This is a genomic window from Chromohalobacter sp. (assembly GCF_039830575.1).
GTDB classification, from domain to species: domain Bacteria; phylum Pseudomonadota; class Gammaproteobacteria; order Pseudomonadales; family Halomonadaceae; genus Chromohalobacter; species Chromohalobacter israelensis.
This window is the reverse complement of sequence record NZ_JBDOOX010000008.1, coordinates 66,359-82,026: the sequence shown is the minus strand read 5'-3', so window position 1 is coordinate 82,026 and position 15,668 is coordinate 66,359. Positions and strand designations below refer to the sequence as shown.

The 15,668-nt window shown below is 59.5% G+C and carries 28 protein-coding genes; all 28 read left to right on the top strand.

What is annotated here, in order from left to right; translation table 11 throughout:
* Nucleotides 1-32: 32 nt before the first annotated feature.
* The 28 genes from rpsL (at nucleotide 33) to rpsM (ending at nucleotide 15,629) form a co-directional block, all read left to right on the top strand.
* Nucleotides 33-407 carry a 30S ribosomal protein S12 gene (rpsL, locus tag ABGX75_RS06910; RefSeq protein WP_011505724.1) on the top strand — a complete coding sequence of 125 codons (375 nt, stop codon included), beginning with the start codon at nucleotides 33-35 and terminating at the stop codon, nucleotides 405-407.
* A 110-nt stretch (nucleotides 408-517) separates the two neighbouring features.
* On the top strand, nucleotides 518-988 hold the full coding sequence (gene rpsG, locus ABGX75_RS06905; protein WP_011505725.1) for a 30S ribosomal protein S7: 471 nt from the start codon (nucleotides 518-520) through the stop codon (nucleotides 986-988).
* 18 nt (nucleotides 989-1,006) lie between these two features.
* Nucleotides 1,007-3,127, top strand: coding sequence for an elongation factor G (gene fusA / locus ABGX75_RS06900; RefSeq protein ID WP_011505726.1), 2,121 nt, complete (start codon nucleotides 1,007-1,009; stop codon nucleotides 3,125-3,127).
* A 29-nt stretch (nucleotides 3,128-3,156) separates the two neighbouring features.
* Nucleotides 3,157-4,350: an elongation factor Tu gene (gene tuf / locus ABGX75_RS06895; protein WP_011505727.1), complete on the top strand. Its 1,194-nt coding sequence runs from the start codon at nucleotides 3,157-3,159 to the stop codon at nucleotides 4,348-4,350.
* A gap of 153 nt (nucleotides 4,351-4,503) precedes the next feature.
* Nucleotides 4,504-4,815, top strand: a complete 312-nt coding sequence (gene rpsJ, locus ABGX75_RS06890) for a 30S ribosomal protein S10 (protein ID WP_011505728.1) — start codon at nucleotides 4,504-4,506, stop codon at nucleotides 4,813-4,815.
* Nucleotides 4,816-4,942: 127 nt separating this feature from the next.
* A complete protein-coding gene (gene rplC, locus ABGX75_RS06885) occupies nucleotides 4,943-5,581 on the top strand; it encodes a 50S ribosomal protein L3 (RefSeq protein WP_011505729.1) in 639 nt (212 codons plus the stop codon).
* A 14-nt stretch (nucleotides 5,582-5,595) separates the two neighbouring features.
* Complete coding sequence (gene rplD / locus ABGX75_RS06880; protein ID WP_011505730.1) at nucleotides 5,596-6,204, top strand: 50S ribosomal protein L4; 609 nt, start codon at nucleotides 5,596-5,598, stop codon at nucleotides 6,202-6,204.
* Entirely contained in the window at nucleotides 6,201-6,497 is a 297-nt protein-coding gene (gene rplW, locus ABGX75_RS06875; protein ID WP_011505731.1) for a 50S ribosomal protein L23, read from the top strand. The genes rplD and rplW overlap by 4 nt, the downstream gene beginning before the upstream one ends.
* A 16-nt stretch (nucleotides 6,498-6,513) precedes the next feature.
* On the top strand, nucleotides 6,514-7,341 hold the full coding sequence (gene rplB, locus ABGX75_RS06870) for a 50S ribosomal protein L2 (RefSeq protein WP_011505732.1): 828 nt from the start codon (nucleotides 6,514-6,516) through the stop codon (nucleotides 7,339-7,341).
* Nucleotides 7,342-7,363: 22 nt separating this feature from the next.
* Nucleotides 7,364-7,639 carry a 30S ribosomal protein S19 gene (rpsS, locus tag ABGX75_RS06865; protein ID WP_011505733.1) on the top strand — a complete coding sequence of 92 codons (276 nt, stop codon included), beginning with the start codon at nucleotides 7,364-7,366 and terminating at the stop codon, nucleotides 7,637-7,639.
* A gap of 18 nt (nucleotides 7,640-7,657) precedes the next feature.
* Nucleotides 7,658-7,990, top strand: coding sequence for a 50S ribosomal protein L22 (gene rplV, locus ABGX75_RS06860; RefSeq protein ID WP_011505734.1), 333 nt, complete (start codon nucleotides 7,658-7,660; stop codon nucleotides 7,988-7,990).
* Nucleotides 7,991-8,001: 11 nt separating this feature from the next.
* Nucleotides 8,002-8,700 (top strand): 30S ribosomal protein S3, encoded by a 699-nt coding sequence (rpsC, locus tag ABGX75_RS06855; RefSeq protein ID WP_011505735.1) that lies wholly within the window; start codon nucleotides 8,002-8,004, stop codon nucleotides 8,698-8,700.
* 14 nt (nucleotides 8,701-8,714) lie between these two features.
* A complete protein-coding gene (gene rplP, locus ABGX75_RS06850; RefSeq protein ID WP_011505736.1) occupies nucleotides 8,715-9,128 on the top strand; it encodes a 50S ribosomal protein L16 in 414 nt (137 codons plus the stop codon).
* Nucleotides 9,128-9,319, top strand: a complete 192-nt coding sequence (gene rpmC, locus ABGX75_RS06845; protein WP_011505737.1) for a 50S ribosomal protein L29 — start codon at nucleotides 9,128-9,130, stop codon at nucleotides 9,317-9,319. The genes rplP and rpmC overlap by 1 nt, the downstream gene beginning before the upstream one ends.
* Before the next feature lies 1 nt (nucleotide 9,320).
* Nucleotides 9,321-9,581, top strand: coding sequence for a 30S ribosomal protein S17 (gene rpsQ, locus ABGX75_RS06840; RefSeq protein ID WP_011505738.1), 261 nt, complete (start codon nucleotides 9,321-9,323; stop codon nucleotides 9,579-9,581).
* Between the two features lie 51 nt (nucleotides 9,582-9,632).
* A complete protein-coding gene (gene rplN, locus ABGX75_RS06835; RefSeq protein WP_011505739.1) occupies nucleotides 9,633-10,004 on the top strand; it encodes a 50S ribosomal protein L14 in 372 nt (123 codons plus the stop codon).
* Nucleotides 10,005-10,018: 14 nt separating this feature from the next.
* Nucleotides 10,019-10,336 (top strand): 50S ribosomal protein L24, encoded by a 318-nt coding sequence (gene rplX / locus ABGX75_RS06830; RefSeq protein WP_011505740.1) that lies wholly within the window; start codon nucleotides 10,019-10,021, stop codon nucleotides 10,334-10,336.
* Between the two features lie 18 nt (nucleotides 10,337-10,354).
* On the top strand, nucleotides 10,355-10,894 hold the full coding sequence (gene rplE, locus ABGX75_RS06825) for a 50S ribosomal protein L5 (RefSeq protein ID WP_011505741.1): 540 nt from the start codon (nucleotides 10,355-10,357) through the stop codon (nucleotides 10,892-10,894).
* Between the two features lie 10 nt (nucleotides 10,895-10,904).
* A complete protein-coding gene (rpsN, locus tag ABGX75_RS06820; RefSeq protein WP_011505742.1) occupies nucleotides 10,905-11,210 on the top strand; it encodes a 30S ribosomal protein S14 in 306 nt (101 codons plus the stop codon).
* A 28-nt stretch (nucleotides 11,211-11,238) separates the two neighbouring features.
* Nucleotides 11,239-11,631, top strand: coding sequence for a 30S ribosomal protein S8 (gene rpsH, locus ABGX75_RS06815; RefSeq protein ID WP_011505743.1), 393 nt, complete (start codon nucleotides 11,239-11,241; stop codon nucleotides 11,629-11,631).
* 9 nt (nucleotides 11,632-11,640) lie between these two features.
* Complete coding sequence (gene rplF, locus ABGX75_RS06810) at nucleotides 11,641-12,171, top strand: 50S ribosomal protein L6 (RefSeq protein ID WP_011505744.1); 531 nt, start codon at nucleotides 11,641-11,643, stop codon at nucleotides 12,169-12,171.
* Nucleotides 12,172-12,180: 9 nt separating this feature from the next.
* On the top strand, nucleotides 12,181-12,531 hold the full coding sequence (gene rplR, locus ABGX75_RS06805; protein WP_011505745.1) for a 50S ribosomal protein L18: 351 nt from the start codon (nucleotides 12,181-12,183) through the stop codon (nucleotides 12,529-12,531).
* An 11-nt stretch (nucleotides 12,532-12,542) separates the two neighbouring features.
* On the top strand, nucleotides 12,543-13,043 hold the full coding sequence (rpsE, locus tag ABGX75_RS06800) for a 30S ribosomal protein S5 (RefSeq protein WP_011505746.1): 501 nt from the start codon (nucleotides 12,543-12,545) through the stop codon (nucleotides 13,041-13,043).
* Between the two features lie 6 nt (nucleotides 13,044-13,049).
* Entirely contained in the window at nucleotides 13,050-13,235 is a 186-nt protein-coding gene (gene rpmD, locus ABGX75_RS06795; RefSeq protein WP_011505747.1) for a 50S ribosomal protein L30, read from the top strand.
* 3 nt (nucleotides 13,236-13,238) lie between these two features.
* Nucleotides 13,239-13,673 (top strand): 50S ribosomal protein L15, encoded by a 435-nt coding sequence (gene rplO, locus ABGX75_RS06790; RefSeq protein ID WP_011505748.1) that lies wholly within the window; start codon nucleotides 13,239-13,241, stop codon nucleotides 13,671-13,673.
* Complete coding sequence (gene secY / locus ABGX75_RS06785) at nucleotides 13,673-15,004, top strand: preprotein translocase subunit SecY (RefSeq protein WP_011505749.1); 1,332 nt, start codon at nucleotides 13,673-13,675, stop codon at nucleotides 15,002-15,004. Before rplO ends, secY begins: the two co-directional genes overlap by 1 nt.
* Nucleotides 15,005-15,035: 31 nt before the next feature.
* Nucleotides 15,036-15,149 (top strand): 50S ribosomal protein L36, encoded by a 114-nt coding sequence (rpmJ, locus tag ABGX75_RS06780; protein ID WP_072824384.1) that lies wholly within the window; start codon nucleotides 15,036-15,038, stop codon nucleotides 15,147-15,149.
* 123 nt (nucleotides 15,150-15,272) lie between these two features.
* Nucleotides 15,273-15,629 (top strand): 30S ribosomal protein S13, encoded by a 357-nt coding sequence (rpsM, locus tag ABGX75_RS06775; protein ID WP_011505751.1) that lies wholly within the window; start codon nucleotides 15,273-15,275, stop codon nucleotides 15,627-15,629.
* Nucleotides 15,630-15,668: the final 39 nt, after the last annotated feature.

Below are 15,668 nucleotides of genomic sequence, written 5' to 3'. Positions count from 1 at the left end.
AGGTTTGGCAACCACTGGAGTCAGCTACAGATATGGCAACGATCAATCAGCTCGTGCGCAAGCCGCGCAAGCGCCCGGTCGCCAAGAGCGACGTGCCGGCGCTGCAGTCTTGCCCGCAAAAGCGTGGGGTCTGCACCCGCGTCTACACTACTACCCCGAAGAAGCCGAACTCGGCGTTGCGTAAGGTTTGCCGTGTGCGCCTGACCAACGGCTACGAAGTGGCTTCCTACATCGGCGGTGAAGGCCACAACCTTCAGGAGCACTCCGTGGTCCTGATTCGCGGCGGTCGCGTAAAGGACTTGCCGGGTGTGCGTTATCACACCGTGCGTGGTGCTCTGGATACCTCGGGTGTTCAGAACCGTCGTCAGGGCCGTTCCAAGTACGGTACCAAGCGTCCCAAGTCTTGAGCGTAAGGCGGTCGGGAATCCATCTGTTGTCGGTCTGATAAGAGTAAGGTCGAGCGCGCGATGCGTCGTCTCGAGTTTACCTGAAGGACCCTTCGAAACGAGGGCTTATCATGCCTAGAAGAAAAGTTGTAGCCAAGCGCGAAATTCTGCCGGATCCGAAATTCGGAAGTGAGCGCCTGGCGAAGTTCATGAACCACCTGATGGTCAGCGGCAAGAAGTCTGTAGCTGAGCGTATCGTTTACGGTGCGCTGGACAAGGTTGCCGAGCGTAGTAAGGATGAGCCGCTGGAGATCTTCGACAAGGCGCTGGAAACCATCCAGCCGATGGTCGAGGTCAAGTCCCGCCGTGTCGGCGGTGCGACCTATCAGGTGCCCGTGGAGGTTCGTCCCTCACGCCGTCAGGCGCTGGCCATGCGTTGGCTGGTGGATGCGGCGCGCAGCCGTGGTGAGAAGACCATGGTGCAGCGCCTCGCTGGCGAAATGCTGGACGCCGCCGAAGGCAAGGGTGCTGCTGTGAAGAAGCGTGAAGACGTGCATCGCATGGCAGATGCCAACAAAGCCTTCTCTCACTACCGCTTCTAACCAACGGGGTATTCCAACGTGGCACGCAAGACTCCGCTTAAGCGTTACCGCAATATCGGTATCGTGGCACACGTCGACGCCGGGAAGACCACCACTACCGAGCGTGTCCTGTTCTACACTGGCCTCTCCCACAAGGTCGGCGAGGTCCATGATGGTGCCGCCACCATGGACTGGATGGAGCAGGAGCAGGAGCGTGGCATCACGATCACCTCTGCGGCAACCACCTGCTTCTGGCAGGGCATGAACAAGCAGTTCGACGAGCACCGTATCAACATCATCGATACGCCGGGACACGTTGACTTCACCATCGAGGTCGAACGTTCACTGCGTGTTCTCGACGGTGCCGTCGTCGTGCTGTGTGGTTCCTCGGGCGTTCAGCCGCAGACCGAGACCGTCTGGCGTCAGGCCAACAAGTACGAAGTGCCGCGCATGGTGTTCGTCAACAAGATGGACCGCGCCGGTGCCGACTACTTCATGGTGCTCGACCAGCTCAAGCAGAAGCTGGGCGCGAACACCGTCCCGATCCAGATCAACTGGGGCGCGGAAGATGACTTCAAAGGTGTCATCGACCTGATCCAGATGAAGGGGATCCTCTGGGACGAGGCCAATCACGGCATGAACTACGAGCTGGTCGAGATTCCCGACGAGCTCAAGGAATCCGCCGCGAAGTATCGCGAGCAGATGGTCGAGGCCGCGGCCGAGGCGTCCGAAGAGTTGATGGACAAGTATCTCGAAGAGGGTGACCTCTCCGAGGCGGACATCAAGGCTGGCTTGCGTCGCCGCACCCTGGACAACGAAATCGTTCTGGTGACGTGCGGTAGTGCGTTCAAGAACAAGGGCGTGCAGGCAGTGCTCGACGGCGTGATCGAATACATGCCGTCGCCCACCGAGGTCAAGGCCATCGAAGGTGAGCTTGACGACAAGGACGGCACCATCGCCACGCGTGAAGCTGACGACAGTGCCCCCTTTGCCGCTCTGGCCTTCAAGATCGCTACCGACCCGTTCGTGGGGACGCTGACGTTCATTCGCGTCTACTCGGGCGTGCTCAAGTCCGGCGACAGCATCTTCAACTCCGTGAAGAGCAAGAAGGAGCGCGTGGGCCGTATCGTCCAGATGCACTCCAATTCACGTGAAGAGATCAAGGAAGTCTACGCTGGCGATATCGCCGCCTGCATCGGGCTCAAGGACGTCACCACCGGTGATACCCTGTGCGACCTGAATGACAAGATCATTCTCGAGCGCATGGAGTTCCCGGATCCGGTGATCTCGGTCGCCGTCGAGCCGAAGTCCAAGCCCGACCAGGAGAAGATGGGGACTGCGCTGGGCAAGCTGGCCCAGGAAGACCCGTCCTTCCGCGTCAAGACCGACGAGGAAACCGGCCAGACGATCATCTCCGGCATGGGCGAGCTGCACCTCGACATCATCGTCGATCGCCTGCGTCGCGAGTTCAAGGTCGATGCCAACATCGGTAAGCCGCAGGTGGCCTACCGTGAGACGATTCGCGCCAGTGTCGAGCAGGAAGGCAAGTTCGTGCGTCAGTCGGGCGGTCGCGGCCAGTACGGTCACGTGCTGCTGCGCATTGAACCGCTGACGGCCGAAGACAAAGGCGAAGATGAAGACATGACCTTCAAGTTCGCCTCCGAAATCGTCGGCGGCGTGGTTCCCAAGGAATACGTGCCGGCCGTCGAGAAAGGGGCCTATGAGCAGCTGCAGAACGGGGTCATCGCGGGTTACCCGATGATTGACGTCAAGGTCACGCTGTTCGATGGTTCCTACCATGACGTGGACTCGAACGAGACTGCGTTCAAGGTTGCCTCTTCCATGGCGATCAAGGAAGGCGCACCGAAGGCCAAGGCCGTGCTGCTGGAGCCGGTGATGAAGGTCGAGGTCGTGACTCCCGAAGAGTTCATGGGGGATGTCATGGGTGACCTTAACCGCCGCCGTGGCCTCGTTCAGGGCATGGATGACTCGCCGTCCGGCAAGATCATTCGCGCCACGGTACCGCTGGCTGAGATGTTCGGTTACGCGACCGATTTGCGTTCTCAGACCCAGGGCCGCGCAAGCTACACTATGGAGTTTGCGGATTACGAAGAGGCGCCCTCCAGCGTCGTTGAAGCCGTCATCAACCAGAATGGTTAACCGTTAGCTAACGTAAAGAGGTTATAGCAGTGGCTAAGGAAAAGTTTGAACGTAATAAAGCGCACATCAACGTTGGCACCATCGGTCACGTCGACCATGGCAAGACCACGCTGACTGCGGCACTGACTCGCGTTTCCGCGGAGGTCTTCGGCGGCGACTGGCGCGAATTCGACACCATCGACAACGCACCGGAAGAGCGTGAGCGCGGTATCACCATCGCCACCGCTCACGTCGAGTACCAGTCCGAAGAGCGCCACTACGCGCACGTCGACTGCCCGGGGCACGCCGACTACGTCAAGAACATGATCACCGGTGCCGCTCAGATGGATGGCGCCATTCTGGTCTGTTCCGCAGCTGACGGCCCCATGCCGCAGACTCGCGAGCACATCCTGCTGTCTCGCCAGGTCGGCGTTCCGACCATCGTCGTGTTCCTGAACAAGGCCGACATGGTCGACGACGAAGAGCTCCTCGAGCTGGTCGAAATGGAAGTTCGTGAACTCCTCAACGAGTACGACTTCCCGGGCGACGACTGCCCGATCATCACCGGTTCCGCGCTGATGGCGCTGGAAGGCAAGGACGACAACGGCATGGGTACCACTGCCGTCGCCAACCTGATCAAGGCCCTGGATGCCTACATCCCGGAGCCGGAGCGTGCCATCGACCAGCCGTTCCTGATGCCGATCGAAGACGTGTTCTCGATCTCCGGCCGCGGTACCGTCGTGACCGGTCGTGTCGAGCGCGGTATCGTCAAGTCTGGCGAAGAAGTCGAGATCGTGGGTCTCAAGGACACTGCCAAGACGACCGTTACCGGTGTCGAGATGTTCCGCAAGCTGCTCGACGAAGGTCGTGCCGGCGAGAACATCGGCGCGCTGCTGCGCGGCACCAAGCGTGACGACGTCGAGCGTGGCCAGGTGCTGGCCAAGCCGGGCACCATCACGCCGCACACTGTCTTCGAAGCCGAAGTCTATGTGCTGTCCAAGGAAGAAGGCGGTCGTCATACGCCGTTCTTCAAGGGCTATCGTCCGCAGTTCTACTTCCGGACCACTGACGTGACCGGTACCTGCGAGCTGCCGGAAGGCGTCGAAATGGTCATGCCGGGCGACAACGTCAAGATGACCGTGACCCTGATCGCGCCGATCGCCATGGAAGACGGCCTGCGCTTCGCTGTTCGCGAAGGCGGTCGTACCGTAGGCGCCGGTGTCGTCGCCAAGATCGTCCAGTAAGGGTTTCGCCCTTCGATGATCGAAGGGGGCTCCTTTGAGGAGCCCCCTTTCTGTGCATGTTTGACAGTCACTGTCAGCCTGCCTATAATGCGCATCCTTTGAATGCGTGGGTAGACGGCTCGCGCCGTCGACATCCATTGGAGTTTAAGGCTAATGCAGAACCAGAAGATTCGCATTCGGTTGAAGGCCTTTGACCATCGCCTGATTGACCAGTCCGCGCAAGAAATCGTGGATACCGCGAAGCGCACTGGTGCACAGGTCCGTGGTCCGATCCCGCTGCCGACCAATCGCGAGCGCTATACCGTGTTGATTTCGCCGCACGTCAACAAAGATGCGCGCGATCAGTACGAGATTCGCACTCACAAGCGTGTGCTCGACATTGTCGAACCCACGGAAAAAACCGTAGACGCGCTGATGAAGCTCGATCTCGCCGCTGGCGTTGACGTGCAAATCAAGCTCGACTAACCACACTAGTCACTAGCGGCTTTCACAAGTCGCCACGCCGGGACGGCGTCACACAATGTGCTAGTGGAATGCTCTGGAAAGGGCAGCCATAGCGGGTGATAGCCCCGTACACTATAGGAGACTGAACATGACTATCGGTTTGGTCGGTAAGAAGAGCGGCATGACCCGCATCTTCACCGAGAATGGCGCCTCCGTGCCCGTAACCGTTATCGAAGTCGAGCCGAATCGCGTGACCCGCGTCAAGACCGTCGAAAGCGACGGCTACAGCGCGGTTCAGGTGACTTCGGGTTCCCGCAAGGCCAAGCATCTGACCAAGGCCGCCGCAGGCCAGTATGCCAAGTCAGGTGTCGAGGCCGGTCGTTCATTGATGGAGTTCCGCCTCGCAGAAGGCGAAGAAGCTCCGGAAGTGGGCGGCAACATCACCGTATCCCTCTTTGAAGCCGGTCAGAAAGTCGACGTGACTGGTACCTCTAAAGGCAAGGGCTTCCAGGGCGCCGTCAAGCGCTGGAATTTCCGTACCCAAGACAATGGTCACGGCAACTCGCTCGCGCACCGCGCACCGGGCTCCATCGGTCAATGCCAGACGCCGGGTCGCGTCTTCAAGGGCAAGAAGATGGCCGGTCAGCTGGGCAACGAGCGTGTCACAGTCCAGAGCCTGGAAATCGTGCGCGTCGATGCCGAGCGTAATCTGCTGCTGGTCAAGGGCGCCGTACCGGGCGCGACTGACTGCGAAGTCATCGTACGCAGTGCCGTCAAAGCTCGCTGAGGGGTATGAGACCGATGAATTTGAATCTCGCAGGTGCTGATGCCGGCACCGTCGAAGTGTCCGACGCTACCTTTGGTAAGGAGTTCAACGAGTCGCTGGTTCACCAGGTCGTGACGGCGTATTTCGCAGCCGGCCGCCAGGGTACCCGTGCTCAGAAGACTCGCTCCGAAGTGCGTGGCGGCGGCAAGAAGCCGTGGCGTCAAAAAGGCACCGGTCGTGCACGCGCCGGTACCATCCGCTCGCCGCTGTGGCGCAGTGGTGGCGTGACGTTTGCGGCGCGCCCGCAGGATTACACCCAGAAAGTCAACCGCAAGATGTACCGCGCCGCCATGCGCTCGATTCTGTCCGAGCTGGTGCGTCAGGAACGTCTGGTCGTCGTTGACAGCTTCGAGGTGGACGCCCCCAAGACCAAGCAGCTGGTTGCCAAGCTGAAGGACCTGGATCTCGAGAAAGCGCTGATCGTCACCGAAGACATCGACGAAAAGCTGTTTCTCGCCGCGCGTAACATTCCCTACGTCGACGTGGTGGATGTCGCGGCTGCCGATCCGGTGAGCCTGGTTGCCTTCGACAAGGTGCTGGTCACTGTTTCCGCTCTGCGCAAATTCGAGGAGAAGCTGGGATGAACCAGGAACGCGTATTCAAGGTTCTGCTCGGGCCTCACATGACCGAGAAGGCCGCATTTGCCGCCGAAAACAACCAGTACGTGTTCAAGGTGGCCCAGGACGCGACCAAGCCCGAGATCAAGAAGGCCGTCGAAGCGCTCTTCGAAAAGAAGGTAGCTGGCGTGCAGGTCTTGAACGTCAAGGGCAAGACCAAGCGCACGCAGCACGGTCTCGGTCTGCGCAAGGGATATCGCAAGGCGTACGTCACACTGGCGGCCGGCGAGACTCTCGAAGACTTCTCTGGCGCCGAGTAAGGCAGGAGTACGGATCATGGCAGTTGTAAAGACCAAACCCACGTCCGCCGGTCGTCGTCACGTCGTCAAAGTCGTCAGCGACGAACTCCACAAGGGCCGCCCTTATGACGGTCTGCTGGAGAAGAAGTCCAAGAGCGGCGGTCGTAACAATAACGGTCGCATCACCACGCGCCATGTGGGTGGTGGGCACCGTCAGCACTATCGTGTGGTCGACTTCAAGCGCAACAAGGATGGCATTGCCGCCACCGTCGAGCGCCTCGAGTACGACCCCAACCGTAGCGCCAACATTGCGCTACTCAAGTACCTGGACGGCGAGCGTCGTTACATCATCGCGCCCCGCGGCGTGAAGGTGGGCGACAGCCTGGAATCCGGCGTGAACGCAGCCATCAAGCGCGGTAACGCCTTGCCGCTGCGCAACATTCCGGTGGGTTCCACCGTGCACTGCATCGAGCTGAAGCCCGGCAAGGGTGCTCAGATCGCGCGTAGTGCCGGTGCCAGCGCCCAGCTGGTTGCACGTGAAGGTAACTACGCCACCGTGCGTCTGCGCTCCGGCGAGATGCGCAAGATCCTGGCGGAGTGCCGTGCCACCCTGGGTGAAGTGGGCAATTCCGAGCACAGCCTCCGTCAACTTGGCAAGGCCGGTGCGAAGCGCTGGAGAGGCGTGCGTCCGACGGTTCGCGGTGTTGCGATGAACCCGGTGGATCACCCGCATGGTGGTGGTGAAGGCCGCACTAGCGGTGGTCGTCATCCGGTGAGCCCGTGGGGTATCCCCACCAAGGGCCACAAGACCCGTAAGAACAAGCGCACCGACAAGCTGATCGTTCGTCGCCGCAAGGCCAAGTAACAGACATTAAGAGGTAACGGCTGTGCCACGTTCACTGAAGAAAGGTCCCTTTATTGACCTTCATCTGCTGAAGAAGGTTGAGACTGCAGTGGAGAAGAGCGACCGCAAACCGATCAAGACCTGGTCGCGTCGCTCCATGATCCTGCCGAACATGGTCGGGCTCACCATTGCAGTCCATAACGGGCGTCAACATGTCCCGGTGCATGTCTCCGAGGAAATGGTTGGCCACAAGCTGGGCGAATTCGCTGCCACCCGCACCTACCGCGGTCATGCGGCGGACAAGAAAGCCAAACGGTAAGCCAGAGAGGTTAGAGAGATGGAAGTCACAGCAAAGCTGCGTGGCGCTCGTTTATCCGCCCAGAAGGCCCGTTTGGTGGCTGACCTGGTGCGCGGTAAGCCGGTCGCCGAAGCACTGGATGTGTTGGCCTACTCGCCGAAGAAAGCGGCAAAGGTGGTCAAGAAAGTGCTTCAGTCCGCCATCGCGAATGCGGAAGAAAACAATGGCATGGACATCGACGAGCTGCGTGTCTCGACCATCTGCGTCGATGAGGGCATGACGCTCAAGCGCATCCAGCCTCGCGCCAAGGGCCGTGCGGATCGCATTTTGAAGCGCACTTGCCACATCACCGTCAAGGTAGCCGAGAAGTAGGAGTCGACCAGATGGGTCAGAAAGTAAATCCGACAGGTATTCGGCTAGGTATCGTCAAGGACCACCGCTCCGTCTGGTACGCTGAGCGTGGTGCTTATGCCGATAAGCTGAATAATGACCTCGAAGTGCGTCGTTTCCTGGAGCAGCGTTTGAAGAACGCCTCCGTGAGCGACATCACCATCGAGCGTCCAGCCAATAACGCACGCATCACCATTCACACTGCCCGTCCGGGCATCGTGATTGGCAAGAAGGGCGAGGATGTCGATCGCCTGCGTCGCGATGTCTCCGAGATGATGGGCGTGCCGGTTCACGTCAACATCGAAGAGGTGCGCAAGCCCGAGCTTGACGCACAGCTCGTCGCGCAGAACGTCTGCGGCCAGCTCGAACGCCGCGTGATGTTCCGTCGTGCCATGAAGCGCGCCGTACAGAACGCCATGCGCCTGGGCGCTGGCGGCATCAAGATCCAGCTGTCAGGGCGTCTTGGTGGTGCGGAAATCGCGCGTACCGAATGGTATCGCGAAGGTCGCGTGCCGCTGCATACGCTGCGCGCCGACATCGATTATGCCACTTACGAAGCGCATACCACCTACGGCGTTATCGGCGTCAAAGTGTGGGTCTTCAAGGGTGAGATCCTCGGCGGTATCGAGGAAGTGCGTGCCAAGCAGAAGCAGGCTCAGGCACCGGCGCCCAAGAAGAAAGGTTCCAGGTAAGGGGAGAGTAATCGATGTTACAACCCAAGCGTACGAAATTCCGCAAGGTGCAGAAGGGCCGTAACCGCGGCCTCGCGCATCGCGGAAGCAAGGTGAGCTTCGGCGAATATGGCCTGAAAGCCACCGGTCGCGGCCGTATCACCGCTCGCCAGATCGAAGCTGGCCGTCGTGCCATCACGCGTCACGTCAAGCGTGGCGGCAAGATCTGGATCCGTGTCTTCCCGGACAAGCCGATTACCGAGAAGCCGCTGGAAGTCCGTATGGGTAAGGGTAAGGGCTCCGTCGAGTACTGGGTCGCCCAAATCCAGCCCGGCAAGGTGCTCTACGAGATCGAAGGCGTTTCCGAGGAACTGGCTCGTGAGGCATTCGACCTGGCGGCCCAGAAGTTCCCGGTCTCCACCACCTTTGTGAAACGGACGGTGATGTGATGAAAGCCCAGGAAATTCGTGAAAAATCAGTCGAAGCGCTTCAGCAGCAGCTGCTCGAGCTCCTACGGGAGCAGTTCAACCTGCGCATGCAGAAGGCCACCGGTCAGCTGAGCCAGACCCATCTGCTCAAGCAGGTGCGTCGCGATATCGCTCGCGTTAAGACTGTGCTCAATGAGAAGGCAGGTGACTGAGATGGCTGAAGAAAACAATGCCCGTACACTGACTGGCAAGGTCGTGAGCGACAAGATGGACAAGTCCGTCGTCGTTCAGATCGAGCGCCGTGTCCGGCATCCGATTTACGACAAGTACGTGAAGCGCTCCACCAAACTGCACGCCCATGACGAGGCGAACCAGGCGCGAGTCGGCGATACGGTTTCCATCGAGGAATGCCGGCCGATCTCCAAGTTGAAGGCCTGGACGCTGGTCGAGGTGGTCGAGCAGGCCAAGGGCTGAGCGGGCCAGAGCCTTTCACCAGTGCAGTCAGTTTAGGTTTGGAGAAAACCGATGATTCAGACGCAGACAATGCTGGATGTCGCCGACAACAGCGGCGCGCGCCGGGTGCAGTGCATCAAGGTGCTGGGCGGTTCACACCGCCGTTACGCGCGTGTTGGCGACGTCATCAAAGTAACGGTCAAGGAAGCAATTCCTCGTGGCAAGGTCAAAAAAGGCCAAGTCCTCAAGGCCGTTGTTGTACGTACCAAGAGTGGTGTCCGTCGTACGGACGGTTCACTGATCCGCTTCGATGGAAATGCGGCCGTTCTGTTGCACAACGCCAACGAGCAGCCGATCGGTACCCGTATCTTCGGGCCGGTTACGCGTGAGCTTCGCAACGAGAAGTTCATGAAGATCATTTCCCTGGCGCCTGAAGTGCTGTGAGGAGCGAGGCGGATATGCGTAAGATCAAACGTGACGACGAAGTGATCGTCATTGCCGGCAAGGACAAGGGCAAGCGCGGCACGATTAAGCGCGTCCTGCAAGACGGATGCTATGTCGTGTCCGGTGTGAACATGATTAAACGTCACACCAAGCCCAACCCCATGCAAGGCAAGCAGGGGGGTATCGTCGAGCGTGAGGCCCCGATTCACGCGTCCAACGTGGCCATCTTCAATCAGGAGACCGGCAAGGCGGATCGCGTCGGCTTCCAGATTCAGGAAGACGGTACCAAGGTACGTATCTACAAGTCGACGCAAAAGCAGATCGACGCCTAACGCGAGTCGGGTAGCAAAATGGCGAACTTGAAAGAACGTTATCAAAACGAGGTGGCAGCTCAGCTCCAAGAGCAGTTCAGCTACGCCAACGTGATGCAGATCCCTCGGATCACCAAGGTGACCCTCAACATGGGCATCGGCGATGCGACCAGCGACAAGAAGCTGATCGACAATGCCATGGGCGATCTCGAGAAGTTGTCCGGCCAGCGCCCGGTGATTACCAAGGCGCGCAAGTCCATCGCGGGCTTCAAGGTCCGCGAAGGCTGGCCGATCGGCATCAAGGTGACCCTGCGAAGCGAGCGGATGTGGGACTTCCTCGATCGTCTCGTGAACATCGCGATTCCGCGTGTTCGTGACTTTCGTGGTCTGAACCCCAAGTCCTTCGACGGGCGTGGCAACTACTCCATGGGTGTGCGTGAGCAGATCATCTTTCCCGAGCTCGAATATGATAAGATTGACCGTATTCGCGGGTTGGATGTCACTATCACCACTACTGCCAACACCGATGAAGAAGGCCGTGCGCTGCTGAGCGCGCTGAACTTCCCGTTCAAGAAATAAGGGTGGGATCATGGCAAAGAAAAGCATGATTGAGCGTGAGCTCAAGCGCGCAAAGCTGGTAGACAAGTACGCGGCCAAGCGTGCCGAGCTCAAGGCCATCATCTACGACGTGAACGCTTCTGATGAAGAGCGCTTCGACGCCCAGCTGAAACTTCAGCAGTTGCCGCGCGACTCCAGCCCGGTGCGCCAGCGCAATCGCTGCCGCGTGACCGGCCGTCCGCACGGCTTCTACAACAAGTTTGGCTTGGGCCGCAACAAACTGCGTGAAGCCGCCATGCGTGGCGATGTCCCTGGGCTCAAGAAGTCCAGCTGGTAAGCCACGCGAGAATCAGGAGCGCAACGTAATGAGCATGCAAGATACTCTAGCGGATATGTTTACCCGTATCCGCAATGCGCAGATGGCCACCAAGGAGACGGTCACCATGCCGTCCTCCAACCTCAAGACCGAGGTGGCTCGCGTATTGAAGCAAGAGGGCTATATCAACGACTTCACCGTCACTGAAGGCGCCAAGCCCCAGCTGGCCGTCACCCTCAAGTATTTCGAAGGGAAGCCGGTCATCGAGCACATCCAGCGCTTTTCAAAGCCGTCCTTGCGCTCTTACAAGGGCAAGGATGCGCTGCCGAAAGTCGCGGATGGCCTGGGTATCGCGATCGTGACCACCTCCCAGGGCGTGATGACCGATCGTGCGGCGCGTCAGGCCGGTGTCGGTGGTGAAGTCATCTGCACCGTATTCTAGGAGTCTGGAATGTCCCGCGTAGCCAAATATCCGGTGAAACTGCCGAGTGGCGTCGAGGTCAAACTCGAAGCCAACAAGCTGACCGTCAAAGGTGGCCAGGGCACGCTCTCCATGACCGTGCATTCCGATGTCACCATCGGCCAGGAAGAAGGCCAACTGACGTTTAATCCGAGCGAGTCTGCCAAGAGCTGGGCGATGGTCGGTACCACCCGTGCGCTGGTGCAGAACATCGTCACCGGCGTCTCCGAAGGCTTCACCAAGTCCCTGGAGATCAACGGTGTCGGTTACCGCGCGCAAGCAAGCGGCAACACGCTCAACCTGACACTAGGCTTCTCGCACCCGGTCGAGTACAAGCTGCCTGAAGGTGTGACGGCGGAAACGCCGAAGAACACCACCATCGTGCTGAAGAGCGCGGACAAGCAGCAGCTCGGCCAGGTCGCAGCGGAAATTCGTGCCTTCCGTCCGCCCGAACCCTACAAGGGCAAGGGAATTCGGTATGGCGACGAAGAAGTCCGCCGCAAAGAAGCCAAGAAGAAGTAAGGCAGGGTTATGAACGCGAAGAAAGAAGCTCGTCTCCGTCGTGCCCGCCGCGCTCGCGCCAAGATTCGCGAGCAGGGCGTGTCTCGCTTGAGCGTCAACCGTACGCCGCGCCACATCTACGCGCAGATCATTTCGCCGGATGGTGGTCAGGTTCTGGCCAGCGCATCCACGCTCGACAAGAGCCTGCGCGAAGGATCCACGGGCAACTCGGACGCCGCCGCCAAGGTGGGCGCCCTGATTGCCGAACGCGCGAAGGAAGCGGGCATCACCGAAGTGGCTTTCGACCGTGCCGGGTTTAAGTACCACGGTCGCGTCAAGGCCCTGGCTGATGCCGCTCGTGAAGGCGGTCTGGAATTCTAAAGGGTTTTACGATGGCGAATAACGAACAGAAGGGCGGCGATCTGCAAGAGAAACTCGTGCAGGTAAACCGCGTCGCCAAGGTAGTGAAAGGTGGTCGAATCTTCGGCTTCACCGCACTCACCGTCGTTGGCGATGGCAGCGGTCGCGTCGGCTTCGGACGGGGCAAGGCACGTGAAGTGCCTGTCGCGATCCAGAAGGCGATGGACCAGGCCCGCCGCAACATGGTCAAGGTCAGCCTCAGTGGCGCCACGCTGCAGTATCCTGTGAAGGCCCGTCACGGTGCCTCCAAGGTGTTCATGCAGCCGGCGTCCGAAGGTACCGGGATCATTGCTGGCGGTGCCATGCGCTCCGTGCTCGAATTGGCAGGCGTCCATGACGTTCTCGCCAAGTGCTACGGTTCCACCAACCCGGTGAACGTGGTGCGCGCGACCATCAAAGGTCTCGCCTCCATGCAGTCTCCGGAGGACATCGCCGCCAAGCGTGGTATGTCCGTCGAAGAGATCGCGGGGTAAGGCATCATGGCATCAGCAACGATCAAGGTTACCCAGACGCGTAGCACCATCGGCATTCTGGAAAAGCACAAAGCCACCATGCGTGGCCTTGGCTTGCGCCGCATCGGTCATACGGTCGAGCTGGAAGACACCCCCGCCGTACGCGGTATGGTCAACAAGGTTAACTACCTTGTGCGCGTTGAGGGAGAGTAATCCATGAAACTCAATAACCTGAGCCCGGCACCGGGCTCCAAGCACGCTGAGAAACGCGTCGGTCGTGGTATCGGCTCCGGTCTGGGCAAGACCGGTGGCCGTGGCCACAAAGGCCAGAAGTCACGTTCCGGTGGGTCAGTGAAGCCAGGTTTCGAAGGCGGTCAGATGCCGTTGCAGCGTCGTCTGCCGAAGTACGGCTTTACCTCCGCCAAGTCACTGGTGTCCGAAGAAGTGCGTCTGGCCGAGCTGGCCAAGGTCGATGGCGAGATCGTCGACCTGGAAAGCCTGAAGAAGGCCAACGTGCTCAAGGACAACACCCAGTACGCGAAGGTGATTCTCTCCGGTGAACTGAACAAAGCAGTCACGGTCCGTGGTCTCAAGGTCACCAAGGGTGCCCGTGACGCGATCGCAGCTGCCGGTGGCAAGGTAGAGGACTAATGGCTAAGTCAGGAAACATGCCGGCCAGTGGAAGTGGTCTGAGTGAACTTTGGGCGCGTCTGCGTTTCGTGTTCATCGCCATCGTGGTGTACCGCATCGGTGCCCATATCCCGGTGCCTGGCATCAATCCTGACCAGCTCGCTGCCTTGTTCAGGGAAAATCAGGGCACCATCCTGGGCATGTTCAACATGTTCTCGGGTGGTGCGCTGTCGCGCATGAGTATTTTCGCGCTGGGGATCATGCCTTACATCTCCGCGTCGATCATCATGCAGCTCCTGACGGCGGTCTCGCCTCAGCTGGAACAGCTGAAGAAGGAAGGTGAGGCTGGCCGGCGCAAGATCAACCAGTATACGCGCTACGGCACGGTGGTGCTGGCATTGATCCAGGCGACCGGCATGGCAGTCGGTCTGGTCGGACAGGGTGTCGCCTATAGTGGCGATCTCAGCTTCTACTTCACCGCAATCGTGACGTTCGTCGCGGGTGCTGTGTTCCTCATGTGGCTGGGCGAGCAGATCACCGAGAAGGGGATTGGCAACGGCATTTCCCTTATTATCTTCGCGGGTATCGTCGCAGGCCTGCCCAGCGCCATCGGCCAGTCGTTTACACTGGCGCGCAACGATGGGGCCTGGAATATCCTGCCGCTGCTGGCGTTGGCAGTGCTTGGGATCGCTACCGTGGCCTTCGTGGTCTTCATCGAGCGCGGTCAGCGTCGCATCACGGTGAACTATCCGCGTCGTCAGGTAGGCAACAAGATGTATGCCGGGCAGAGCAGCTATCTGCCGCTGAAGGTGAACATGGCCGGCGTCATTCCGCCGATCTTCGCTTCCAGCATTCTGCTGTTCCCCGCGTCCATTGGCCAATGGGTCGGTGAAGGCCAGAACATGGCCTGGTTGCAGACGGTTTCCCAGGCGATGGGGCCGGGTCAGCCGTTGTACATCTTGCTTTTCGCCGCGGCGGTGCTATTCTTCTGCTTCTTTTACACGGCGTTGGTCTTCAACCCCAAGGATGTGGCCGACAACCTCAAGAAGTCAGGTGCATTCCTGCCGGGTATTCGCCCGGGCGAGCAGACGGCCCGCTATGTCGATAAGGTCATGACGCGTCTGACGCTTTTCGGCGCCTTGTACATCACTGCAGTCTCCCTGATGCCTCAGTTCCTCGTGGTGGCATGGCAAGTGCCCTTCTATTTCGGCGGCACTTCATTGCTCATCGTCGTGGTGGTGGTCATGGACTTCATGGCCCAGGTGCAGTCGCACCTGATGTCCAATCAGTATGAGTCGGTGATGAAAAAGTCCAACCTGAAAGGCTATGGCAGCGGCGGCATCCTGCGCTAAACGAGCCCCGCTAGGTTTTTTGGAGAGAACGATGAAAGTTCGAGCTTCCGTCAAGAAAATGTGCCGTAACTGCAAGATCATTCGGCGCAATGGCGCGATTCGTGTCATCTGTACCGAGCCGCGGCATAAACAGCGTCAGGGCTGAGCCCGCGCTGAATTAAAAGCGGGTGTAGGTGTACCCCTTGTCTCCCCGGAGACAAAGGGGTATGCTATTGCGCCCTTTATGGACGACTAAACGAGCAAGCCGCTCAACATTCGGAGTAAGCTGATGGCCCGTATTGCAGGCGTCAATATCCCGGACAACAAGCATGCGGCGATCTCGCTGACCTACATCTTCGGGATTGGCCGCACACGTGCGCAGGAAATCTGCGCCGCTACCGGCATCGCGCCGACCGCGAAAGTACAGGATCTCTCCGCCGAAGAGGTGGATACCCTGCGTAACGAAGTCGGCAAGTATACCGTTGAAGGCGACCTTCGCCGTGACACGACGCTGAACATCAAGCGTCTCATGGACCTGGGTTGCTATCGTGGTCTGCGCCATCGTCGTGGTCTTCCGCTGCGTGGTCAGCGTACCAAGACCAACGCGCGTACCCGCAAGGGTCCGCGTAAGCCGATTCGCAAATAACACGCACGTTCTGGCGTTAAGACAGGAATAGACATCAAC

Excerpts from the sequence above, each read along its gene's own strand:
- rpsL (WP_011505724.1), top strand. The coding sequence starts at position 33 with ATGGCAACGATCAATCAGCTCGTGCGCAAGCCGCGCAAGCGCCCGGTC.
- rplR (WP_011505745.1), top strand. The coding sequence starts at position 12,181 with ATGAACGCGAAGAAAGAAGCTCGTCTCCGTCGTGCCCGCCGCGCTCGC.
- rpsC (WP_011505735.1), top strand. The coding sequence starts at position 8,002 with ATGGGTCAGAAAGTAAATCCGACAGGTATTCGGCTAGGTATCGTCAAG.
- rplW (WP_011505731.1), top strand. The coding sequence starts at position 6,201 with ATGAACCAGGAACGCGTATTCAAGGTTCTGCTCGGGCCTCACATGACC.
- rpsQ (WP_011505738.1), top strand. The coding sequence starts at position 9,321 with ATGGCTGAAGAAAACAATGCCCGTACACTGACTGGCAAGGTCGTGAGC.
- rpmJ (WP_072824384.1), top strand. The coding sequence starts at position 15,036 with ATGAAAGTTCGAGCTTCCGTCAAGAAAATGTGCCGTAACTGCAAGATC.
- rpmD (WP_011505747.1), top strand. The coding sequence starts at position 13,050 with ATGGCATCAGCAACGATCAAGGTTACCCAGACGCGTAGCACCATCGGC.
- rpmC (WP_011505737.1), top strand. The coding sequence starts at position 9,128 with ATGAAAGCCCAGGAAATTCGTGAAAAATCAGTCGAAGCGCTTCAGCAG.
- rplV (WP_011505734.1), top strand. The coding sequence starts at position 7,658 with ATGGAAGTCACAGCAAAGCTGCGTGGCGCTCGTTTATCCGCCCAGAAG.
- rplC (WP_011505729.1), top strand. The coding sequence starts at position 4,943 with ATGACTATCGGTTTGGTCGGTAAGAAGAGCGGCATGACCCGCATCTTC.
- secY (WP_011505749.1), top strand. The coding sequence starts at position 13,673 with ATGGCTAAGTCAGGAAACATGCCGGCCAGTGGAAGTGGTCTGAGTGAA.
- rplF (WP_011505744.1), top strand. The coding sequence starts at position 11,641 with ATGTCCCGCGTAGCCAAATATCCGGTGAAACTGCCGAGTGGCGTCGAG.
- rpsJ (WP_011505728.1), top strand. The coding sequence starts at position 4,504 with ATGCAGAACCAGAAGATTCGCATTCGGTTGAAGGCCTTTGACCATCGC.
- rpsM (WP_011505751.1), top strand. The coding sequence starts at position 15,273 with ATGGCCCGTATTGCAGGCGTCAATATCCCGGACAACAAGCATGCGGCG.
- rplO (WP_011505748.1), top strand. The coding sequence starts at position 13,239 with ATGAAACTCAATAACCTGAGCCCGGCACCGGGCTCCAAGCACGCTGAG.
- rplN (WP_011505739.1), top strand. The coding sequence starts at position 9,633 with ATGATTCAGACGCAGACAATGCTGGATGTCGCCGACAACAGCGGCGCG.
- rplX (WP_011505740.1), top strand. The coding sequence starts at position 10,019 with ATGCGTAAGATCAAACGTGACGACGAAGTGATCGTCATTGCCGGCAAG.
- rpsN (WP_011505742.1), top strand. The coding sequence starts at position 10,905 with ATGGCAAAGAAAAGCATGATTGAGCGTGAGCTCAAGCGCGCAAAGCTG.
- rpsH (WP_011505743.1), top strand. The coding sequence starts at position 11,239 with ATGAGCATGCAAGATACTCTAGCGGATATGTTTACCCGTATCCGCAAT.
- rpsE (WP_011505746.1), top strand. The coding sequence starts at position 12,543 with ATGGCGAATAACGAACAGAAGGGCGGCGATCTGCAAGAGAAACTCGTG.
- rplD (WP_011505730.1), top strand. The coding sequence starts at position 5,596 with ATGAATTTGAATCTCGCAGGTGCTGATGCCGGCACCGTCGAAGTGTCC.
- rplP (WP_011505736.1), top strand. The coding sequence starts at position 8,715 with ATGTTACAACCCAAGCGTACGAAATTCCGCAAGGTGCAGAAGGGCCGT.
- rplB (WP_011505732.1), top strand. The coding sequence starts at position 6,514 with ATGGCAGTTGTAAAGACCAAACCCACGTCCGCCGGTCGTCGTCACGTC.
- rplE (WP_011505741.1), top strand. The coding sequence starts at position 10,355 with ATGGCGAACTTGAAAGAACGTTATCAAAACGAGGTGGCAGCTCAGCTC.
- rpsG (WP_011505725.1), top strand. The coding sequence starts at position 518 with ATGCCTAGAAGAAAAGTTGTAGCCAAGCGCGAAATTCTGCCGGATCCG.